This is a genomic window from Mesorhizobium sp. B2-5-3 (assembly GCF_006441005.1).
Lineage (GTDB): Bacteria > Pseudomonadota > Alphaproteobacteria > Rhizobiales > Rhizobiaceae > Mesorhizobium.
On the sequence record NZ_VFUS01000016.1, the window covers coordinates 1 to 18,430 of the forward strand.

Sequence of the window (18,430 nt, forward strand, 5' to 3'; positions counted from 1 at the left end):
TATCATCCCAAACTCCTGATCGTCGACGACGTCTGGACGAGCTTTGGCTCTGCCAACCTGGACGAGCGCTCTTTGCGGCTGAACGACGAAGCCACGCTGAATGTCTACGGCCGGGATTTTGCCAAAACGCAGATCGACCTGTTCAGCCAGGATCTTGCGCGATCAAGGCAGATCAGTTTGGGCGAATGGGAAGCGCGCCCCCTGACCGAAAAAGTATCGGACTGGCTGGCCAGCAGACTACACTCACAACTCTAGAGCCTCTTGGTGGGCGAGTCCCCGCAAACGGCATCTGCGCCCGTCAAATGGCTAATATGGTGCGCCACGCGCAAGAATGGGAGCAACCCCGCAATAACACCGAGCGGATTGCTCAACACGCGCCCTGCAACTTCATCGGTCGATGCATCCCCACCTCGTCGGTCACGCGGCCCCTTTGCGATCATGACAGTGAGACCCGAAAGTGCTCTCAACGATGGTGTATTAAGGTCCGCGCATGGGCGGCTGGAAGCCTGAGCGATCAGAGGCACCGGCATGTCTTAATGAGGACGAATACGCCCACTTGCGTAAGGCAGCGCCAAAAGCCCCAAGGCGATCCAGAAGCCGGGCTCAGCCATTGCGGCGAGATCTGACAGAAGTCGCTTCATGTTGCCCCACCCGTGCCCTGACGAATCCGCGGCCGATCATAAACTCGAGACAAGAGTCCGCTCTTGTGGGAGGAGAAGCGGGCTCTTAGCTGCGACCTAAGACCCAGCGGCCGGCGCAAGAGCCGCCCGCGGACCCGATCGTCAGAAAAAAAGTCCGCCCGCGCCATTTGGGCGTCACCGTTTCGCGGCATCGCTGTCGGCCGCGGCGCGAGACAGGAACATCTGCGTCGTCTCGGCGAGGTGGCTCTTGAGCCAATCCGCCATCGCTTCCTCTTCGCGCAGATTCTGCTCACAGACACGCGCCACCTCGGCCTCCCCTTCGGCGTGGGCCGCGGCGATGAGCATCATGTAGGAGGCAATCTCCATATGCTCGAAAGTATAGCTGGCGAGCGACCCCTTCATCACCTCGTCGCCGGCGAACACGCCGCTGATCGACTGGGCCATGGCGGTGAGCTTGCCACCTGCGTCTTTCATCGCGGAAGATCCCTCTCCGATCCGGTCAAGGCAGGTTCTCAGCCGTGAGGCCTGCTGTCGCGTCTCGTCGAGGTGCTGACGGATGCGGTCGCCGAGCTCCGGATAGCTCTCGAGGCGTGACAGTTGCCCGGAGAGCATCGTCTCCGCCTGCTCCTCCATAGCGTGAGCGTCCCTCAGCCATTGTATCAACCAATCGCGCGATTGTGTCATGAAGGTCTCCCTTGGGTTGCCTGCCCAAACCGCGAGTGGAGAGGATGGTTCCGCCCGGGCTATGGCAGGCTCGGCCAGAGGGCTGTCGACGCGCGGATTAACCACCAACGCGACTTCGAGCAGCGAGCCTCAACTGGCAGAGGGCCGGAGTCTGTAGCTTCTTTAGACCTCGGATAGGTTTTGGCGGTATCTATCGGGAAAAGGAGCGGGAAAGTCATGACCGAGTTCTGGCAGTCACTCCTCGCCAATCTTGCCCTGGTCTCCATCCTCGTGGTCGCCTGGGATCTTGTGGCGGACTTCACCGGGCGTCTGTCGACGCGGATGCAGTCGCTGGTTCTTGGCGTGGTCATGTGCATGGGCGCGATCATTTCCATGGCGACGGGCTTGTCCGTCTCCGGCTTCGTCGTCGATCTCCGCGCCGCCTTCATTGCGGCTGCCGCGTTCTTCGGTGGATGGCCGGCGATGTTCATCGCTACTGCCGGCTCCATTGCCTATCGCATCTATCTCGGTGGACAGGGCGCGAGCGTCGGTGTCGTGGGGATCCTCATCACCGCTATAGTCGGTATTGCGTGGCACCACATCGTTACTGCCCGGTCTCGCACCATGTTCGACATATTCGGACTCGGCGTGTCGGTAGCTTTCGCCGGGCTGATCACGCTCCTGATCATCCCCTCGCAAGTCGTTGCCGACCTGGTGCAGCAGAGCACACTCCCATCACTCGTGTTCCGCTTCCTCAGCACCGTCCTCATAAGCGTTCTGCTGGACCGGCAGCAGCGGCGGCGCGATCTTGCGATGTCCAACATGATCTACCGGGCCATGGTCCGCGAACTCCCGGATTGCCTGAACATTAAGGATGTCGACGGCCGGTTCATCGCCGCCAATCCCGCCACTGCCGAAATGATGCGCGCCGCTTCGGTCGAACAGCTTATCGGCAAGACGGATTTCGATTTCTACTCTAAGGACGTGGCCGAGCGCTTCCGGCAGGATGAGATGGGCGCTCTGGAAGCCGGGCAGACGCTGCGCATCGACCAGCCGGCGGTTTTCCCGGACGGCAGACAAGGCTGGCTCTACACGCTGAAGGCACCGTTCCGCGACGAGACCGGCAAGATCAGCGGCGTCATCACCTACAATCGCGACATCACCGAGCAAAAGCGAAATGCCCAGCTGAAGAACGATTTCATCTCGACGGTCAGCCACGAATTGCGCACCCCACTGACCTCCATCCGCGGCTCACTTGGTTTGATCGCGGCCGGCGTCGCCGGCGAACTGCCGCCCAAGGCCGCCAATCTCGTCAACATCGCCCACACCAACAGTGAAAGGCTGGTTCTTCTCATCAACGACATCCTTGATATGGAGAAGATCGAATCTGGCGTGATCACCTTCAAGATCAGGCAGATGGCTGTCCGCCCGGTCCTGGAACAGGCGATTGCCGCCAGCACCAACTACATGGCCGACAGCCGAATCAGGATCGTCTTGGTCGACGATGCCCCGCGCGCCGAAGCCAACATAGATCCGGATCGCCTGCATCAGGTGATGGCCAACCTGCTGTCGAATGCGATCAAGTTCTCGCACACTGATGGCATCGTCACGGTGAAACTCCATCGTCGTGCCCCCGATATGCTGCGCATCTCGGTCGTGGACCAGGGCGCTGGCATCCCCGAGGCGTTCCGCAGTCGCATATTCGGGAAGTTCGAGCAGGCGGACGCCTCCAGCACTCGCAAGATAGGCGGTACTGGCCTGGGCTTGAGCATCGTCAAGGCCATCACTGAAAAGCTGGGCGGCGGCATCTCCTTCGAAACCGAGGAAGGCAAGGGAACCTCGTTTCACATTGACCTCCCCGAAGCGCACAGGCAGACCGAGAAGCCGGTTTCGGTCGAGCGCCGGGCGCGCAAGCGCGATGGCCGCCTGCGTGTCCTCATCTGCGAGGACGAGCCTGACATTGCTGTGGTGATCGCAGCACTTCTCGATGCAGAAGGCTTTGCCAGCGACGTCGCGCCCGATATCGACACCGCCAAGGCGCTGCTGAGCTCGCGCGACTACGTGGCGCTGACGCTCGACATCAAGCTGGCGGGGGAATCCGGAATCAAGCTCTTCCACGACATACGGGCATCACCGGTGAATTCCGACATTGCGGTCATCGTCATCTCCGCCGTCGCCGACGAGGCCAGGCGCTCGCTGAACGGCAGCGCCGTCGGCATCGTCGACTGGCTGGAGAAGCCGGTGGATTCGAAACGGCTTCACGCCGCTCTTGCCAAGATCGTCGGCCGTAGGGTCGAGCCGAAGCCACAAATCCTGCATGTCGAAGACGATGAGGGCGTGCTTGCGGTGATGTCAGAAGGGCTGGGTTCGGGCGTCTCGATCACCTCGGCGAAGACACTAAAGCAGGCCCAGGAGGCGATCGCCCGCCATCGCTTCGACCTAGTCATCCTGGATATCGCGCTTCCCGACGGATCGGGCCTCGACCTCCTGACCGATCTGCCGCTCGAGACTGCGGTCATCGTGTTCTCGGCGGCGGAACTCGACCAGAAGCTCGGCGATCGGGTGCAGGCGATCATGACCAAGACCAGAGCGTCGGAAATCGATGTGGCAAAGTTGGTACGGAACATGTTGGTTTCGTCCCGCAATGGCACTCGGCCTGCCGCGCACGCCAAGGAGTGATGCTAATGCCCGCAAGGATCCTCTATGTAGACGACGAGGACGATATCCGCGAAATCGCCCAGATGTCGCTGGAGCTCGAGCCCGAATTCGAGGTGCGATCCTGTTCTTCGGGCATGCAGGCGCTGGCCGATGCCGCCGAATGGCGGCCCGACCTCATCCTGCTCGATGTGATGATGCCGGACTTGGACGGACCGGAGACGCTGAGGCGCCTGGCCGAGTCCCGGCCGACGGCGTCGATACCCGTGGTGTTCATCACCGCGCGCACCCAGACGCATGAGGTCGAACGCTATCTGGCTATGGGGGCGGTGGGGGTGATCGCCAAACCTTTCGACCCGCTTGCGCTTGCCGGTGAAGTCAAAAGATTGCTTCTATCGCGCACCTGAGCCGACGTATGGCTTGGCCACCGAGCGCAGTTTGTCTGCACACTGTGCGATGCCGTTCAGGGCTCCTATACCATGTCGCCTTATTCATCTACTGATTGTGCCGAGGTGCAGGCGCAGCGAATCAGGTTGTCTATAATCGCGTGGCATCGGCGGACGTCGATGAGAGAGTCGAGACGAATATTTCTGTCTGCATGGACCGCATTGGCGGATGTCGGTTCATGGGATCACTCCGGGGGGCGACGGAACCGGAGCAAGGCTGGTGAACGGAGCGAAGGCAAGAGTTCTGATTTGCGATGACGATCCCTTGTTGATCGAGCTGATGGAATTCAGGCTCAGGGCAAAGGGATATGAGGTCATCAAAGCAGTAGACGGGGCGGAAGCGCTCTCGAAGGCAGAGCATGAGGCGCCGGACATCATCGTGCTCGACGCGATGATGCCCAAGGCCGACGGCCTGGAGGTCCTTGCCCGCATCAAGGGCGATCCGGCTTTGTCCGAAACCCCGGTCGTCATGCTGACCGCCCGCAAGGGCGAAAGGGACATCGTCTCGGCCCTCGAAAAAGGAGCCGACGACTACCTTGTGAAGCCATTCATCCCCGAGGAGCTTCTGGCGCGGTTGGCGCGTCTGCTCGCGCGAAAGAGCGGGAAACGCTGATGCGGCGCTGCCGGTGCGCAGCCCTTGGCGCATGTCTGATCCTGGCGATCGCTGCGCCCCAGGGCGCGGTGCTGGCGCAGACGGTGGATGAACTTTACGAGTTCGGCGTCAAGGCCAGGCAAGCGCAGCATTTTGACGAGGCGGTGGAGTTTTTACGGCGCGCCCTTGCGCTTAAACCCGATAACGCCGACGCCTTGGTGCAACTCGGTTTTGCCGAACTCGGCCGCGACAATCTGTCGGCAGCGCGCGACGCTTTTTCCAACGCCCTGTCCTTGGCCCCAACCTATCGGGACGCCAGCTTTGGCATGGCTGAGGTCGAGTTCCGCTCGGGCAATCTGGATGCCGCGCTTCCGCTAGCCGAAACGGCCCTGCGGGCGGAGCCCGGCAACGCTGACGCCGCCACGCTTATCGCGAATATCCAGAAGGCGAAGCAAGCCGCCGGCAGTGAGGTGAGACGGTCTCCCGCGGTTCCGGCGCCGACAAAGAAACCGACTAGCCGGCGGCCCGATCCCGTCGCCGGTCTGATGGAGCAGGGCAGACGCCTGCGAGCGGCGGGAAAGCTGCCCGAGGCGGAGAAAGTCTATCGCCGGGCACTGGGACTGGCGCCGAAGAACACCGACATCCTCGTCGCCCTTGGCCTGGTCGTCGGCTCCAGCCAAAGCTTCGACGAGGCGGGGCTTTTCTTCGACCGCGCGCTTGCGATCAAGCCGGGCCTTCTCGACGCGCGGCTCGGCAAGGTGCGCCTGGCGATCTGGCGGGGCGACGCGCCGAGCGCCCGCCGCTTGGTCGATGGCGTGCTGGCCTCAGTGCCAGGCAATGTCGAGGCGCTCGAGCTGGATGCGAGAGTGGCTTTGCTCGAGGCCGATTACACGCGGGCCGGGCAGTCGTTCCAGCGCGTGCTTGCGGCCGATCCGCGCAATGCCGAGGCGCTGGTCGGGCTCGGCGATGTGCGCCGCGCCGAGGGTAAAGAGGAGGACGCGCGGGATGCCTACAGCCAAGCGCTCGCCGTCGAGCCTGGCTCTTTCGATATCGAGCAAAGGCTGGCCGTGCCGCCGCCGCGCAAATGGCGGCTCGATCTCGGCAGCGAGGTGAGCGATCTCACGAGCGAGCTCGGCGACTGGACCGACAGTTCGGCAGGTCTTGCCTATCGGCTGTCGCCGCGCACCACGATTTCCGGTCGCACCCGGCTGGCTACACGCTTCGGCCGCACCGACGTCCAGATCGAAGGCCGTATCGACCAGGCCTTCTCGCCGGCGTTCTCTGCCTATGCTCTGGCGGCGGCGACGCCGGACGCTGATTTCCTCGCGCGCTATTCGATCGGCGCCGGGGCTTCGTGGCAGGTCATGGCGCCGGCAAAGGCGTTCGGCCCGCTTTCGCTCAACATCGACGCCCGCTACGACAATTTCGCCGACACAAATGTCACCAGCATCTCGCCATGGGTGCAGACCTCTATCCTAGACGGCCGCCTGGGGCTTTCCGCCCGCTGGGTTCATGCGCAGGATGATATCGGCACGGGCGCAGACGGTTATGTGCTTCGCGTCGACCTTGCTGCGACACCGCACTTCAACGTGTTCGGCGGTTATGCCGACGCTCCCGAAATCTCCGACGGCACGCTGGTGCCGACGCGCGCGGTCTTTGGTGGTGTTTCCTGGGACATCAGCGATCCGCTGACGTTGCGCGCCAGCATCGCGCATGAAGAACGACCGAGATTCGACCGGAATACATTCGGTCTCGGCCTGACCGCGCGGTTCTGACCATGTGGTACATCTGGGATCTCTCCATACTGCTCAGCGCTCTTTCGCTGGTGATCATGCTGTTCCTGATCGCGAGACGCGTCCTGCAGGAGCGCCGGAGCAAGGCTGCGGCCGACCAGCGGCGTCAGCTTCTGACTGCGCTGATCGCCTTCACCGAGAGCCGCGACCGCGAGGTGTTGAAAACGGCCATTCTTTCGGTGCCCGCTGGCGTGGCGATCAATACCGGCTTCGAGTTCATTTCGCTTTTGCGCGGCGAGGAGCACGACGATGTCCTTGCTGCTTTCAAGGAATGTGGCCTGCCGGCCCTTGTCGGCAGGCAACTGGAAAAGGGCAACGGCGCCGAACGCATCCATGCGGCCGAGATGCTGGCGGCGCTGCGCTCGGAAGGTGCGGTGGCAAGCCTGCTTTCCGCGCTCGACCACGACCGCTCGCGCGAGGTCAGGATCGCCGTCGCCATAGCGCTCTGCGATCTGAACAGCCTGCCGCCGCTCGGCATTGCGCTGCGCAAGATCGGCGTGGCCGGGCAGCGCTCGCGACGCCTGATCGAGCTGTTCAGGCGCTTTCCGCACGCGCGCCTGGAGGAACTGGCGGACCATGCCGCGCGCGCCGACGCCGTGCCCTTCATAAGGGCGGCCGCGATCGACGCATTGGCCCGCGCCGGCGGCTTCCGCTTCGCCGATCTCTTCGCCCGCTTGGCCGACGACGCCTCGTCCGAGGTTGCCGCGGCGGCACTGCGGGCGCTCGGCCTCACCGGAAATGCCGACGCGCCGGCGATCCTCTCGACCGCGATGACAAAAGGCGACTGGGAGGTGCGCAGCGCGGCCGCCGATGCCGCCGGCCGCCTCGGCCTCGCCGAACTTGGCCGGCCGCTATCCAAGCTGATGGGCGACGAGGTGTGGAACGTGCGCTATGCCGCCGCCAACGCGCTGCGCTCCTTCGGCCAGCCGGGAGAGCGGTTGCTGCGCCAGATTGCCGACAGCGAGGTCTCGCGCAGCCAGCGCACCGCCTCGCTCATTCTTGCCGAGGGACCAGCCGTATGATCGCCGACTGGAGCGACGAGATCGTTCTTGCCGCCACCATCTTGTCTTGGTTCATCATCGGGGCCGGGCTGGCGCAGACGACGATATACCTCCTGCAGCTCATCGTCGCCGGCTATGCATTGTCCAAGCGCCCACCGGTCGCGCGCTCGGCGCTGCTTTGGCACCGCTATGGCGATGTCGCGCCGCCGATCGCGCTATTGGTGCCCGCCTACAACGAGGCCTTGAACGTGGTCGAGAGCGTCCATTCCATGCTGGCGCTCGAATATCCCAATTTCGAGGTCATCGTCATCAACGACGGCTCGAAAGACGAGACCTTGCTGCGCCTTATCGAGGCGTTCAAGCTGGTAAAGTTCCATCGGCCCCATGAGGAGGCGCTCGCGCACAATCCGATCCGCGGCCTCTATTCGTCACCGATGACCGAGCGGCTGTTCGTCGTCGACAAGGAGAACGGCGGCAAGGCCGACGCCCAGAACGCCGGCATCAATGTCTGTCGCGCGCCGCTCTTTTGTGTCATCGACGGCGACTCTATCCTTGAGCCCGACGCGCTGATGCGTGCCGCCCAGCCATTCATCGACGACCCCGAGCGCACCATTGCCGTCGGCGGCACGATCCGCATCGCCAACGGCTCCAGGATCGAGGCAGGCAGGGTGCGCGAAGTCCGTCTGCCACGCCGTCTGTTGCCACTGCTCCAGGTGGTCGAATACCTGCGCGCCTTCCTGATGGCGCGGCTTGCCTGGAGCCGCATCAACACACTGATGCTGGTCTCCGGCGCTTTTGGCATGTTTCGCCGGGCCGAAGTGGTGGCGGTCGGCGGCTTCACCAAGGGTTCGATGGGCGAGGACCTCGACCTCGTCATCAAGCTGCACCGCTATATGCGGGATAAAAAGCGCAAATACCGCATCCAGTTCATTCCGGAGCCGGTGTGCTGGACCGAGGCGCCGGAATCGCTGAGCGTCCTTGCCCGGCAGCGCACGCGCTGGCAGCGCGGCTCGCTCGAATGCTTCTTCCGCTACCGCTCCATGCTCTTCAACCCGCGCTATGGCCGCGTCGGCTTTCTCGGCTTCGGCCACATCTTCATTGTCGACGTTCTGGGACCGGTGGCGGAGGTGCTGGGCTATATCCTCATCCCCGCCTTCTGGCTGCTCGGTGTCCTTTCGGCCGAATATCTTCTGGCCTTCACCTCGCTCATCTTCACCTATGGCGTCTGCGTGAGCGTATGCTCCCTCGTTCTCGAAGAGGCCGAGTTGCAGCGTTTTCCCCGCGCCAGGGACCTCGCGGTATTGACGGCGGTCGCCGTGATCGAGAATTTCGGCTACCGCCAGCTCAACAATTTCTGGCGCGTGAAGGGCTGGTGGCAATTTCTTCGGGCCGACCAGAGCTGGGGTGAGATGACCAGGACTGGCCTGGGCGGCGCGAAGAAGTGAGCCCCGTCTGCTGAGTCACTTCAGCGTCCGCTCGATCTCCGTGATAAGCGCATCGAGTGCGGCGTGCGAGGCCCCATCGTCCGCCTGCTCGATCAGCAATGTCTCCAACGCCGATGCCCGCGCGCTGATCTCCGCAAACCCGAATGTCCCCGCGGCCCCGGCGAGCGAGTGCGCGGTGGGAATCAGGGTGTCGTTGGAGCCCACTGACGGGCCTCTCTGACGCGCCGCCCTCAACTCCGCGAGTTGAGTGGCGCACCGAGCCAGGAAACGCTGTCGTAAGGGGGCGAAGGGATCATTCAGAATGGAAGGGGCCTCCATGGATGGCTTTAGAGGTATTCAAGCAGAAAACTCGGTGGAGTGGAACGAACTGCTTGCGGTCCACGCTCCTGTCAGAGCAGAACTGCGGCGCCCGCTTCAGCCAAATGCAATGGCGATGAGTTTTTGATGTCCAACCGCGGAATGAGCGAGCTGGTCGGCATAGACCTTCTTGAAGGCCGGCGAGCGGGGTGCATTCAACGTATTTTCAAATGTTTGGAGCCTGCTGCGGTATTCGGATAGGCCGACAGGTCGGCGGCCGCAGCACGTCCGCTATCATGCAATTGGTGAAAGTGTACCATCCTGCCGCCATGAGCTCACGACCGGCAATACGGCTTGCATGGCCCAACAGTTTGCCTAGCCACCCGTCAAGCGCGGGACATCTGAAGCGCAACACGATTTCGTCCTTCCGATTTGGCACGAAAAAGAGCCAGATCGGCGGCATTGACGAAATCCTTCGGCGTTTCGTTCTCGGTGGGCACCGCTGTTGCGACGCCAACGCTGATGGTCACGCGATCCGAGCCGTGGGGTATGTTCAGCTCCCGCACGCTCTGGACGAGCTGCTCTGCGATCGCACTGGATTGTTCCAGTAAAGTGTCGACCAGCACGATGACGAACTCTTCGCCTCCGTACCGCGCAGCGAGATCGGTGGAACGGCCGGAACCGCTCTGGATTACGCGGGCGATTTGCTTGAGCACCTCGTCGCCGGCCATATGGCCATAGGTATCATTGTATCGTTTGAAGTTGTCGGCATCGATCATCAACAGCGACAATGGGGATTGTGCGCGAAAAGCACGCTTCCATTCAGACGCCAGATATTCGTCAAAATAGCGCCTGTTGCCGAGGCCCGTCAGGCCATCGATCCGCGTCAGACGTTCAAGCTCGAGATTAGCACTGATCAGCTGTCGCTGGCTTTCCCTTAGCGCTCGGTATGCAGCTTCTCGCTGGACGTGATCCAGATAGGCCCGCGTGTGATATCGAACGCGTGCAATCAGCTCGATACGATCCGGAAGCTTTACGAGATAATCGTTCGCTCCCGCACCGAACGCTTCGCCCTTGGTGGCTGGGTCTTCCTTGCTCGACAGCACAATGACTGGGACCGCGCGTGTCGAAGCATGCTTCCGGTATTCTCGCACCAGATGCAGCCCATCGACCCCGGGCATGACGAGATCCTGCAGGATGACGGTTGGCTTTACCTCGTCGGCGACCGTCATCGCTCTCAATGGGTCGGTGCAGAAGTGTAACGAGATATCAGGCTCGCTGGCTAGAGCGCGCCTGACCGCCTCGCAAACCATGATCTGGTCATCGATGAGCAGAACCATGGATGAATAGTTATCTGCAAGTGGTGGGACCAGCTGTGGTTCTAGCGTCATCGGACGAACCCTTTCACCTGGAGCGCTGAAAGGGCTTCGATTATGCGTGAGCCGATCGCACTCAAAGGAAGAATATCAACAGCCGCGCCGACATCGGCGGCGGCCTTCGGCATGCCGTAGACGGCGCTGGTTGCTCTATCCTGCGCGATTGTGAGATGCCCCTTGTCGCGGAGCTGTCTCAACCCGTGCGCACCATCCCTGCCCATGCCTGTGAGCAGGACTCCAATCACCGAGCCAGGCCACCATTGCGCGGCACTTTCGAAGAACACATCTACGGACGGCCGATAAACGCTGTCCTCGGGGCTAGGCGTATAGCCAAGTTGCTGAGCTGACTTGAAAACCAGATGATCCGCGGAACTGGCAATGAGAACGGTGCCCGCTTGAGGACTATCGTTTTCCCGCGCTGGACGGATCGGGAGAGGCGTATGCTGGCCGAGCCAATCAGCAAGGCCTGGAACGAATTGGGCATCGAGATGCTGTACGAGCACGATGGCGGCGGCGAAATCAACGGGAAACGCGCTCAGGACTGCGGCAACGGCGGCCGGCCCGCCAGCAGAGGCACCGATTGCAATTAGCCGTCGAGCTGTCGGCTCAGCCGCACGGGACATCCTCCTTCTTGCCTTGCCCGGCGCATCGCCGATCAGCTTGCCGATCGTTGCTATCTTGTTGGTCAACAGCCGTGCGGATTGCGAGGACGCATCACCTTCGATGCCTACTGAGGGAATATCGACGGCGTCGAGCGCGCCATGCCCCATCGCTTCGTAGACGCCGGCGACGTTGGCTTCGATACTGGCTGTCACCAGCAAGATTGAACATGGGGTTTCCGCCATGATTCTGCGGGTCGCTTCCACCCCGTCCATCTCTGGCATCGCTAGATCCATGAGTATCAGATCCGGCAGATCACGTCTGCAGACCTCGACCGCCTCACGCCCATTGGTCGCAATCCATGCGACTTGGTGTTCGCCGGTCGACATGACCAGCCGGCGCAGAAGTTCAACCGCCATCGGCATGTCGTTGACTACGCCAATTCTCATTCGTTGGTCGCCAATTTCGATCTCATTCAGTCGCCTCGCCGATCATGTCCACGACGGCATGGATCAGCGCCTCGTCCTGAAAGGTACTCTTGGTCAGATAATAGTCGGCACCGGCGTCAAGCCCGCGCGAGCGGTCTTCTTCCCGATCCTTGTATGAAACGATCATGATGGGTGTGTTCCTGAGATGGACGTCCTTTCTGATCAGGCTCACCAGTTCGATACCATCCATGCGCGGCATGTCTATGTCAGTGACGACGAGATCAAAAGGACCAGATCGGACGGCATTCCACCCGTCCATACCGTCGACTGCCACTTCGACGTCATAACCGTGATTGCCCAGCATCTTGCGCTGGAGTTCGCGAACCGTGAGTGAATCGTCAATCACCAGCACGCGCTTGCGTCTGCTCGGTCCGGGACCGCCCGCGGCTCGCCGAAGGGCTCGAAATCCGCTGGACGACGCAAGCTTTTCCACCGATCGAACCAGATCATCGACGTCGAAGATCAGAACAGGCGAACCGTCCTCCATCAGGGCCGCTGCGCTGATGTCCTTGATCTTGGCAAACCGGGAATCGAGAGGTCTGATCACCAGTTCGCGTTCCCCGAGAAAACGGTCGACGATTACGCCGTAGGCGTCCCCCCGACCCGTTTCCACCACGACGACCGAGAGTTCCTCTGGTTCGGACGCAGACTCTCCTCGATCCAGCACCTCGCGCGCTGTCACCAACCCGATCTGTCGATCGTTCAAGCGAAAATGCGGGCGGCCCTGCAGGAGGTTGATCTCCACCCGCTGCAATTTCATTGTCTTGGAGATGGCAGCGAGTGGAAACGCATAGGGCTCCCCATCGACTTCGACGAGTAAGGTGCGCAGGACTGACAACGTCAGCGGCAGTTGCAGTTGAAACCGGGTTCCTCGACCAAATTCCGAGGAGACGCTCGTGATTCCGCGGACCTCCTTCGTCATCGCCTGCACTGCGTCGAGTCCCACGCCACGGCCGGAGACGTCGGACAGGCCAACTTTCATCGAAAAGCCGGGCAGAAAAAGGAATGCCAGCAATTCCGTTTCGCTGAGCGCGTCGGCGCTTTCCCTGGTTGCAAACTGCCGGGCGACGACAGTCTCGCGCAGCTTCGAGAGCTCGATCCCTCTGCCGTCGTCCACCACGGCTATTTGCAGCAGTCCGGCATTGTGCCTCGCTTCGAGCCTGATGAGTCCCTCTTCGGGTTTGCCGGTTGCGAGGCGCTCATCAGGCGGTTCAAGCCCATGGTCTACCGCGTTGCGCAGAAGATGCCCCAAGGGGGCATCCAGCTGCTCGAGGATATCGCGGTCGATGCCGGTCGAGCCGCCTACGATCTCCAGTCGCACCTGCTTGCCAAGTGTACGACCGAGGTCGCGGACCGTTCTTGCGTAGTGTCTCACCCCGTCTTCAAAAGGTCGCATCCGGCTCGCCAACGTCTCCTCGTACAATCGGTTGGCAAGATCGGTGGCTTTCCGATCGACTGAATCCAACTCATCGAGACGCTCCGCCAAGAAGGCTTGGCTCAACCGAAGCTTTCGCTGCGTTTCAACCAGCGCCTCCACCACAGCCGCATCTTTTGCGACCGGCAGCAGCACTGCATCGAGATTGTCGAACGCACTTGCGATGTCTGATTGAAGGCGCTTCAGCCGCAGCAGCCCGTCAGCGAATGGCCTGAGCCGCCGAGCTTCCATCAGCGACTCGCCGGCCAAACCGAGCAATCGGTTCAGGCTGTCTGCCGTCACCCGAACTATTCTATCTGAGCTGATGCTCCCTCGGGCTTGAGCTTTCGGCTCGACAAGGGGGTTCGCTGACGAGGTTGCCGCCGGCTCCTTTCGGCTATGCTCTGGGGTTGCGAAATCAGCTGCCGAATCTTGGGGTGCGGGCTCGGGGAGGGACAGTTCCTCGAACTTCGCCAGAAAGCTTTCGACTTCCGGGTTGACGCTCTCGTTCGATGATCCCGATGCGATCAATTTCAGAAGGTCAGAGCCTTGCAGAAGCGCATCTATATGCTCCTTGCGTACCCTCAGATGCCCACGTTGCGCGGCGACCAAGCAATCTTCCATTGCATTTGCAACTTTGACGGCGGGCGTCAGATCGATAATGCGGGCTGCTCCTTTCAGCGAATGCGCGGCCCGCATGCATTCTTCCAGGGCGTCGGTGGCGACAGGATCGCGTTCGAGCGCCAGAAGGCCGGAGGTCAAAGCCTGTGATTGCGTCTCCAGTTCGGCCTGGAAAAGGCTCAACATCGAAACCTGACTGAAGTCCTCATCTGTCATGCCATGCTCCGATCCATCATCGTGAGCAGTTGTCCCGGGTCGAGACAGCCAACAGCCCGTTCACGCCAGGGCAAAACGGCAACAGTAGCCGCCGACAGAGTCTTGCCGATCGTAGCGGGCACAGCGAGAGTGTCGCGTGCCCGGTAGCGATGTAAGCCGTGGACCTCATCAACCGTGAAAGCAACCCGCTTGTCCCGCTCGCCCACCACGACGAGGCGGCGAAATATCTTGGCTCGTCTGCCTTGTTCCTCCTCCTTGGGTTCGTCGATCCCGAGCAATTCAGCGAGCGACAGGCAAATCAGCAATTCGCCCCGGACATTGGCGATGCCGAGCACTGCACTATTCCTGCGGTGTGGAAGGGAATGAACGGGACGGGATTCAGCCACTTCATGAAAAATGCCAGCTGGAAGCGCCAGCCATTCGTGTCCCAACCGGAAGAGAACGGCCGTCTGTGGCGCTTCATCGTCCGCCGAAACGACCGCTGCACGACCAGCGCTATCGGGCCATTTGCCGCGATATGACGAGGGCGCCGCACGATCAAGGAGGCGCCGTGCAATCTTCCTGTAGGTCGGGCAATTCCGGCAGTGTAGATGCTGCTCCAGTTGGGGACAGGACTTGTCACCCCGAACGCCTATCCGCCGCCAGCAATCGTCGATTTCAATCTGCTCCACTGGCAGAGCGATCCTTGTCGAAGCCGGCATCAGGTGCCGCTCCTTTTCTGGACCCGGACCAGCCTGTCGGCCAGCGCCTCGGCGCCGCTGTGGTCGCCTTGCTTGCGAAGCAGCAAAGCCAGGTGGACCAGAGCCTCTCGATGATTTGGCGCGAGATAGAGTGCCTTGCGATAGCTTTGCGCGGCCTTGGATGCAGCGCCATCCGCATCCTGAACGAGGCCCAGCAGGTAGAAGATTTGCGCGGAAGGACCGAATTTCTCGAGATGGGCGAGGGCGACCTCCTGTGCCTCCTTTACCCGACCCGCATTGGCGATCCGTTCAACCGCGACTAGGCTTTCCGAGACCTGATCAACGGGCTTGGCCAGGGCCGGCGCACTGTTTTCCTTGCCGACGGTCAGTCGTGGCCGAAGAACGGGCTTGCTCTTGTTGAGCTTCGGGGTTGATGTCCGCACCGGGATAGCAGTTGTCGGCGCCGCGGCCTTGATGGGCTCCGATTCCAGGAAGGCAAAGGCCAAGGGCCATTCAGCGGAAATAAAGCCATGCAGCCTTGGAAGTGCTGCTTCCGCGGGACCGACCAGAAGAAGTCCGTCCGTGGCCAAGAGGTCTTTCAGGCGGGTCAATGCGCGATCCTGCAGTTCGCGATTGAAATAGATCAGCAAATTCCGACAGAGTACGATGTCGTAGACCTCTTGCCCAAAAATTGCGCGAGTACCGAATAGGTTGCCGACCCTGAAGCGAACCTGTTTCAGCACCGCAGCACTGGGCCGCAACCCACCCTCGACCGCTTCGAAATAGCGGTCCCTGAATTCGAGATAGCTGCCGCGAAAGGAATTGCGCCCGTAGACGGCACGTTCAGCCAGCGCGATATTGCGGGTACTGACGTCCACCGCATCGATGTTGAACTCGTGCGCCTCAAAACCGGCATCGAACATGGCCATTGCGACCGAATAGGCCTCTTCACCGGTTGAACATGGCAGGCTCAAGACTTTTGTTGGCTGAGCACGCTTGTGCACGCGCGCATGCCGCGCCAACATCGTGAACGCTTCTCGGTCGCGAAAGAACCAAGTCTCCGGGATCACCACCGCATTGATCAACTCCTGAAGCTCCTGCGGGGAACCGGTCAAGTGTTCCCTATAGGCCTGAGGATTGGCAATCCGGCACGCTGCCATCCGGTCTCTGACCGCCTGACGGACCACTGTCGGGCCAACGCTGGCACTGTCCAGTCCAATGGTTTCCATCAGGAGCTTTTCTATTGCGCCGGTCATTAAACACCCATCACGGCCTGGCGGAGCAATGCGGTACGAATCTCTTCCGAAAGCAGCGCTTCCGCTTTGACCCACTGAATGATCTCCGTGCCATCCGAAGTCACCGGACCAAGATAAGACGGCGTTCCTGGCTCGAGGCCGAACGGCGCGAAGTCGGCAGGGTCTCGCTCGACCGTATCCGTCACCCGTTCCGCGACCAACCCAAGCAGGCGTTGCTCGCCATCTCGCGCCGGGTAGCGCGTAACAACGATCCGGGTGCTCAATAGGCGCTCCGATGGCCGGCCAAGCGCAAGAAGAGTAACATCGATGAGAGGGATGGGTATTCCGTTATAACTGACCAGACCGACCACACCGGTTGGCGCACCCGGCAGAACTTTCACATCGATATAGGGCAGCACCTCTTCAATTTGGTGGACATCGATCAAGTAGCGATCCGAACCCATACTGAAGGCGAGGAATAGCATTATCACCTCCTACTGCCGGCCCGCTATGCTCTCAGCTTGAACCTTGAAATGCTGCTTCGCATGCTACCTGAGACTTGATTGAGCTCGTCGATCGCGAGCGTCGATTGCTGAAGGGACTCGACTGTTTGCTGAGCTGCCTCGCTTAGCTGGGTTAGCGTGTCGCTTATCTGTCCCGCGCCGATCGCTTGTGCTTGCATGCCTTCATTGGCGACTTCGAAACGTGGCACCAACCCCTGGACCTGCTGGATGATGTCGAAGAGTTGCCCGCCGACCTGCTGGATTTCGTGCATGCCCCGGCGGACCTGCTCGGAAAACTTGTCCATGCCCATCACACCGGCAGCAACTGCCGACTGGATGTCTTTGACCATCTGCTCGATATCGTAAGTGGAGACGGCCGTCTGGTCCGCAAGCCTTCGGATCTCTGTCGCCACCACTGCAAAGCCCCGGCCATATTGGCCGGCCTTCTCAGCCTCGATGGAAGCGTTGAGCGACAACAGGTTCGTCTGATCGGCCACTTTGGTGATGGTCGTCACCACCTGATTGATGCTGCCAGCTTTCTCGCTGAGGATTGCGAGTTTGGAATTGATCGCACCCGCCGCGTCCATGACCTGCTGCATGGTTCCTTCCATACGGGTCAGCCCCTCTTGCCCTCCGCCCGCGACGGCAGCCGTTTGCTCGGCAACTGTCGAGACCTCGTTCATCGTGCGAACCAGCTCGTTTGAAGTGGCGGAAATTTCCTTGGCTGTCGCGCGGATCTCAGTCGTGGTCGCGGCGATTTCAGTCGCTGTTGCCTGCTGCTGCTTGGAGGTTGCAGCAATCTCAGTTATCGACGTGCCAACCTGTATGCTGGACCTTTGTACCTGACCAATGAGAGTTGTGAGATCGTCTGCCATTGCGTTGAAGCCGTCGGCAAGCACGCTGAATTCGTCCCGGCGCCTCAGATCGAGGCGTTCGCTGAAGTCGCCTTGCCGTATCATTTGAACTGCGTCGACCAAACGTGTGAGCGGAGCTGTGACAGCGCGGAACAGCTGGTAACCCAAAAGAAGGGCTAGTCCGAGGGCTATCAACAAGCCCACGCTCAAACCGACTTCCGCCGTGCTAACGATTGAGCTGATCCGCTGCGTCGCGCTGTTTGCCTCGCCTCTGTGATCCTCGAGCATGGCTTGCAGAGCGGACTGCAATTTCACAAAGATCGGCTCTACCGTGTTCTTGATGACCGGGCTTTCATTGGGAGTTTCACCTTTCGACAAGGCAGCTCGGCTCGTGTCCAGCACAGCAGTTTCCGCCAGCCGAAATTGGTTGGCGAGTTCTTTGACGACTGCGTAATTCTGCTTGTCGATGTCGGACACGATCGTTGCTTCATACTCGTCCATCAACCGCCGCACTTGGTCGCGATTGGTCGCGATCGTGCTTTCAAGCGTGCTTTTATCCGACGGGTTGTCCTGGAGGGCATATTCCTGAAGCAGGCTATGTGCCTTCATCTGCCCCATCATGATCTCGGTGCTGTGATAGAGGTCTGGAAGGATGCCCTTCTCGACCTCAGTTGCCTCCCGCTCCGCCTGAAGAAACCAGGCGTACGCGATAACGGCGATCACGGACATAACCACCAGAACTGCAGCGAAACTGACGAGGATGCGGTGGCGTATTGTCAGACTCGTCATGGAACCGGTTCACCTATGGGGGCATCGAGGCCTGCGCGAAAAGCGCTCGTTCCGACGTTTCGAAAAGGTGCGTCGAAAAGCAGCAGTCTTATGCAGAATGGTTTCTTTTCCGTTCCATCGC

16 protein-coding genes are annotated in these 18,430 nt (G+C 60.9%); 7 read left to right on the top strand and 9 right to left on the bottom strand.

Translation table 11 applies throughout. The features are described from left to right. Positions 1-255: phospholipase D-like domain-containing protein (locus tag FJ867_RS26060; RefSeq protein WP_246675109.1), on the top strand; the 255-nt coding region annotated here is incomplete at its 5' end. A 560-nt stretch (positions 256-815) separates the two neighbouring features. Here FJ867_RS26060 and FJ867_RS26065 read toward each other — a convergent pair. Continuing rightward, positions 816-1,325, bottom strand: a complete 510-nt coding sequence (locus tag FJ867_RS26065) for a DUF892 family protein (protein WP_140525817.1) — start codon at positions 1,323-1,325, stop codon at positions 816-818. 216 nt (positions 1,326-1,541) lie between these two features. Between FJ867_RS26065 and FJ867_RS26070 the strand changes: the two genes are divergently transcribed. The 6 genes from FJ867_RS26070 to FJ867_RS26095 all read left to right on the top strand — a co-directional run bounded on the left by FJ867_RS26070 (position 1,542) and on the right by FJ867_RS26095 (position 9,236). Then, positions 1,542-3,983, top strand: a complete 2,442-nt coding sequence (locus FJ867_RS26070; RefSeq protein WP_140518215.1) for an ATP-binding protein — start codon at positions 1,542-1,544, stop codon at positions 3,981-3,983. Positions 3,984-3,988: 5 nt separating this feature from the next. Continuing rightward, positions 3,989-4,366, top strand: coding sequence for a response regulator (locus FJ867_RS26075; protein WP_140500731.1), 378 nt, complete (start codon positions 3,989-3,991; stop codon positions 4,364-4,366). Positions 4,367-4,625: 259 nt separating this feature from the next. Next, positions 4,626-5,018: a response regulator gene (locus FJ867_RS26080; protein ID WP_140500730.1), complete on the top strand. Its 393-nt coding sequence runs from the start codon at positions 4,626-4,628 to the stop codon at positions 5,016-5,018. Beyond that, entirely contained in the window at positions 5,018-6,772 is a 1,755-nt protein-coding gene (locus FJ867_RS26085; protein ID WP_140518213.1) for a YaiO family outer membrane beta-barrel protein, read from the top strand. Before FJ867_RS26080 ends, FJ867_RS26085 begins: the two co-directional genes overlap by 1 nt. A 2-nt stretch (positions 6,773-6,774) precedes the next feature. After that, positions 6,775-7,812 carry a HEAT repeat domain-containing protein gene (locus FJ867_RS26090; RefSeq protein ID WP_140558793.1) on the top strand — a complete coding sequence of 346 codons (1,038 nt, stop codon included), beginning with the start codon at positions 6,775-6,777 and terminating at the stop codon, positions 7,810-7,812. Then, the gene (locus FJ867_RS26095) at positions 7,809-9,236 is read left to right on the top strand and encodes a glycosyltransferase family 2 protein (protein ID WP_181168449.1); all 1,428 of its coding nucleotides are present in this window, start codon (positions 7,809-7,811) and stop codon (positions 9,234-9,236) included. Before FJ867_RS26090 ends, FJ867_RS26095 begins: the two co-directional genes overlap by 4 nt. 15 nt (positions 9,237-9,251) lie before the next feature. On the opposite strand, the gene FJ867_RS26100 is transcribed toward FJ867_RS26095, so the two are convergent. The 8 genes from FJ867_RS26100 to FJ867_RS26135 form a co-directional block, all read right to left on the bottom strand. Continuing rightward, on the bottom strand, positions 9,252-9,554 hold the full coding sequence (locus FJ867_RS26100; protein ID WP_181165450.1) for an Hpt domain-containing protein: 303 nt from the start codon (positions 9,552-9,554) through the stop codon (positions 9,252-9,254). A gap of 365 nt (positions 9,555-9,919) precedes the next feature. After that, positions 9,920-10,873, bottom strand: coding sequence for a PleD family two-component system response regulator (locus FJ867_RS26105; RefSeq protein WP_281405526.1), 954 nt, complete (start codon positions 10,871-10,873; stop codon positions 9,920-9,922). 47 nt (positions 10,874-10,920) lie between these two features. Then, positions 10,921-11,958, bottom strand: coding sequence for a chemotaxis response regulator protein-glutamate methylesterase (locus FJ867_RS26110; protein WP_140500726.1), 1,038 nt, complete (start codon positions 11,956-11,958; stop codon positions 10,921-10,923). A gap of 22 nt (positions 11,959-11,980) precedes the next feature. Next, the gene (locus FJ867_RS26115) at positions 11,981-14,248 is read right to left on the bottom strand and encodes a hybrid sensor histidine kinase/response regulator (RefSeq protein WP_140818948.1); all 2,268 of its coding nucleotides are present in this window, start codon (positions 14,246-14,248) and stop codon (positions 11,981-11,983) included. Next, positions 14,245-14,949 carry a chemotaxis protein CheW gene (locus tag FJ867_RS26120; protein WP_140818962.1) on the bottom strand — a complete coding sequence of 235 codons (705 nt, stop codon included), beginning with the start codon at positions 14,947-14,949 and terminating at the stop codon, positions 14,245-14,247. The genes FJ867_RS26115 and FJ867_RS26120 overlap by 4 nt, the downstream gene beginning before the upstream one ends. Further along, the gene (locus FJ867_RS26125; RefSeq protein WP_140525722.1) at positions 14,949-16,184 is read right to left on the bottom strand and encodes a protein-glutamate O-methyltransferase CheR; all 1,236 of its coding nucleotides are present in this window, start codon (positions 16,182-16,184) and stop codon (positions 14,949-14,951) included. Before FJ867_RS26125 ends, FJ867_RS26120 begins: the two co-directional genes overlap by 1 nt. Continuing rightward, entirely contained in the window at positions 16,184-16,648 is a 465-nt protein-coding gene (locus tag FJ867_RS26130) for a chemotaxis protein CheW (RefSeq protein WP_140525723.1), read from the bottom strand. The genes FJ867_RS26125 and FJ867_RS26130 overlap by 1 nt, the downstream gene beginning before the upstream one ends. Positions 16,649-16,671: 23 nt before the next feature. Next, positions 16,672-18,309: a methyl-accepting chemotaxis protein gene (locus FJ867_RS26135; RefSeq protein WP_140500721.1), complete on the bottom strand. Its 1,638-nt coding sequence runs from the start codon at positions 18,307-18,309 to the stop codon at positions 16,672-16,674. Positions 18,310-18,430 lie beyond the last annotated feature (121 nt).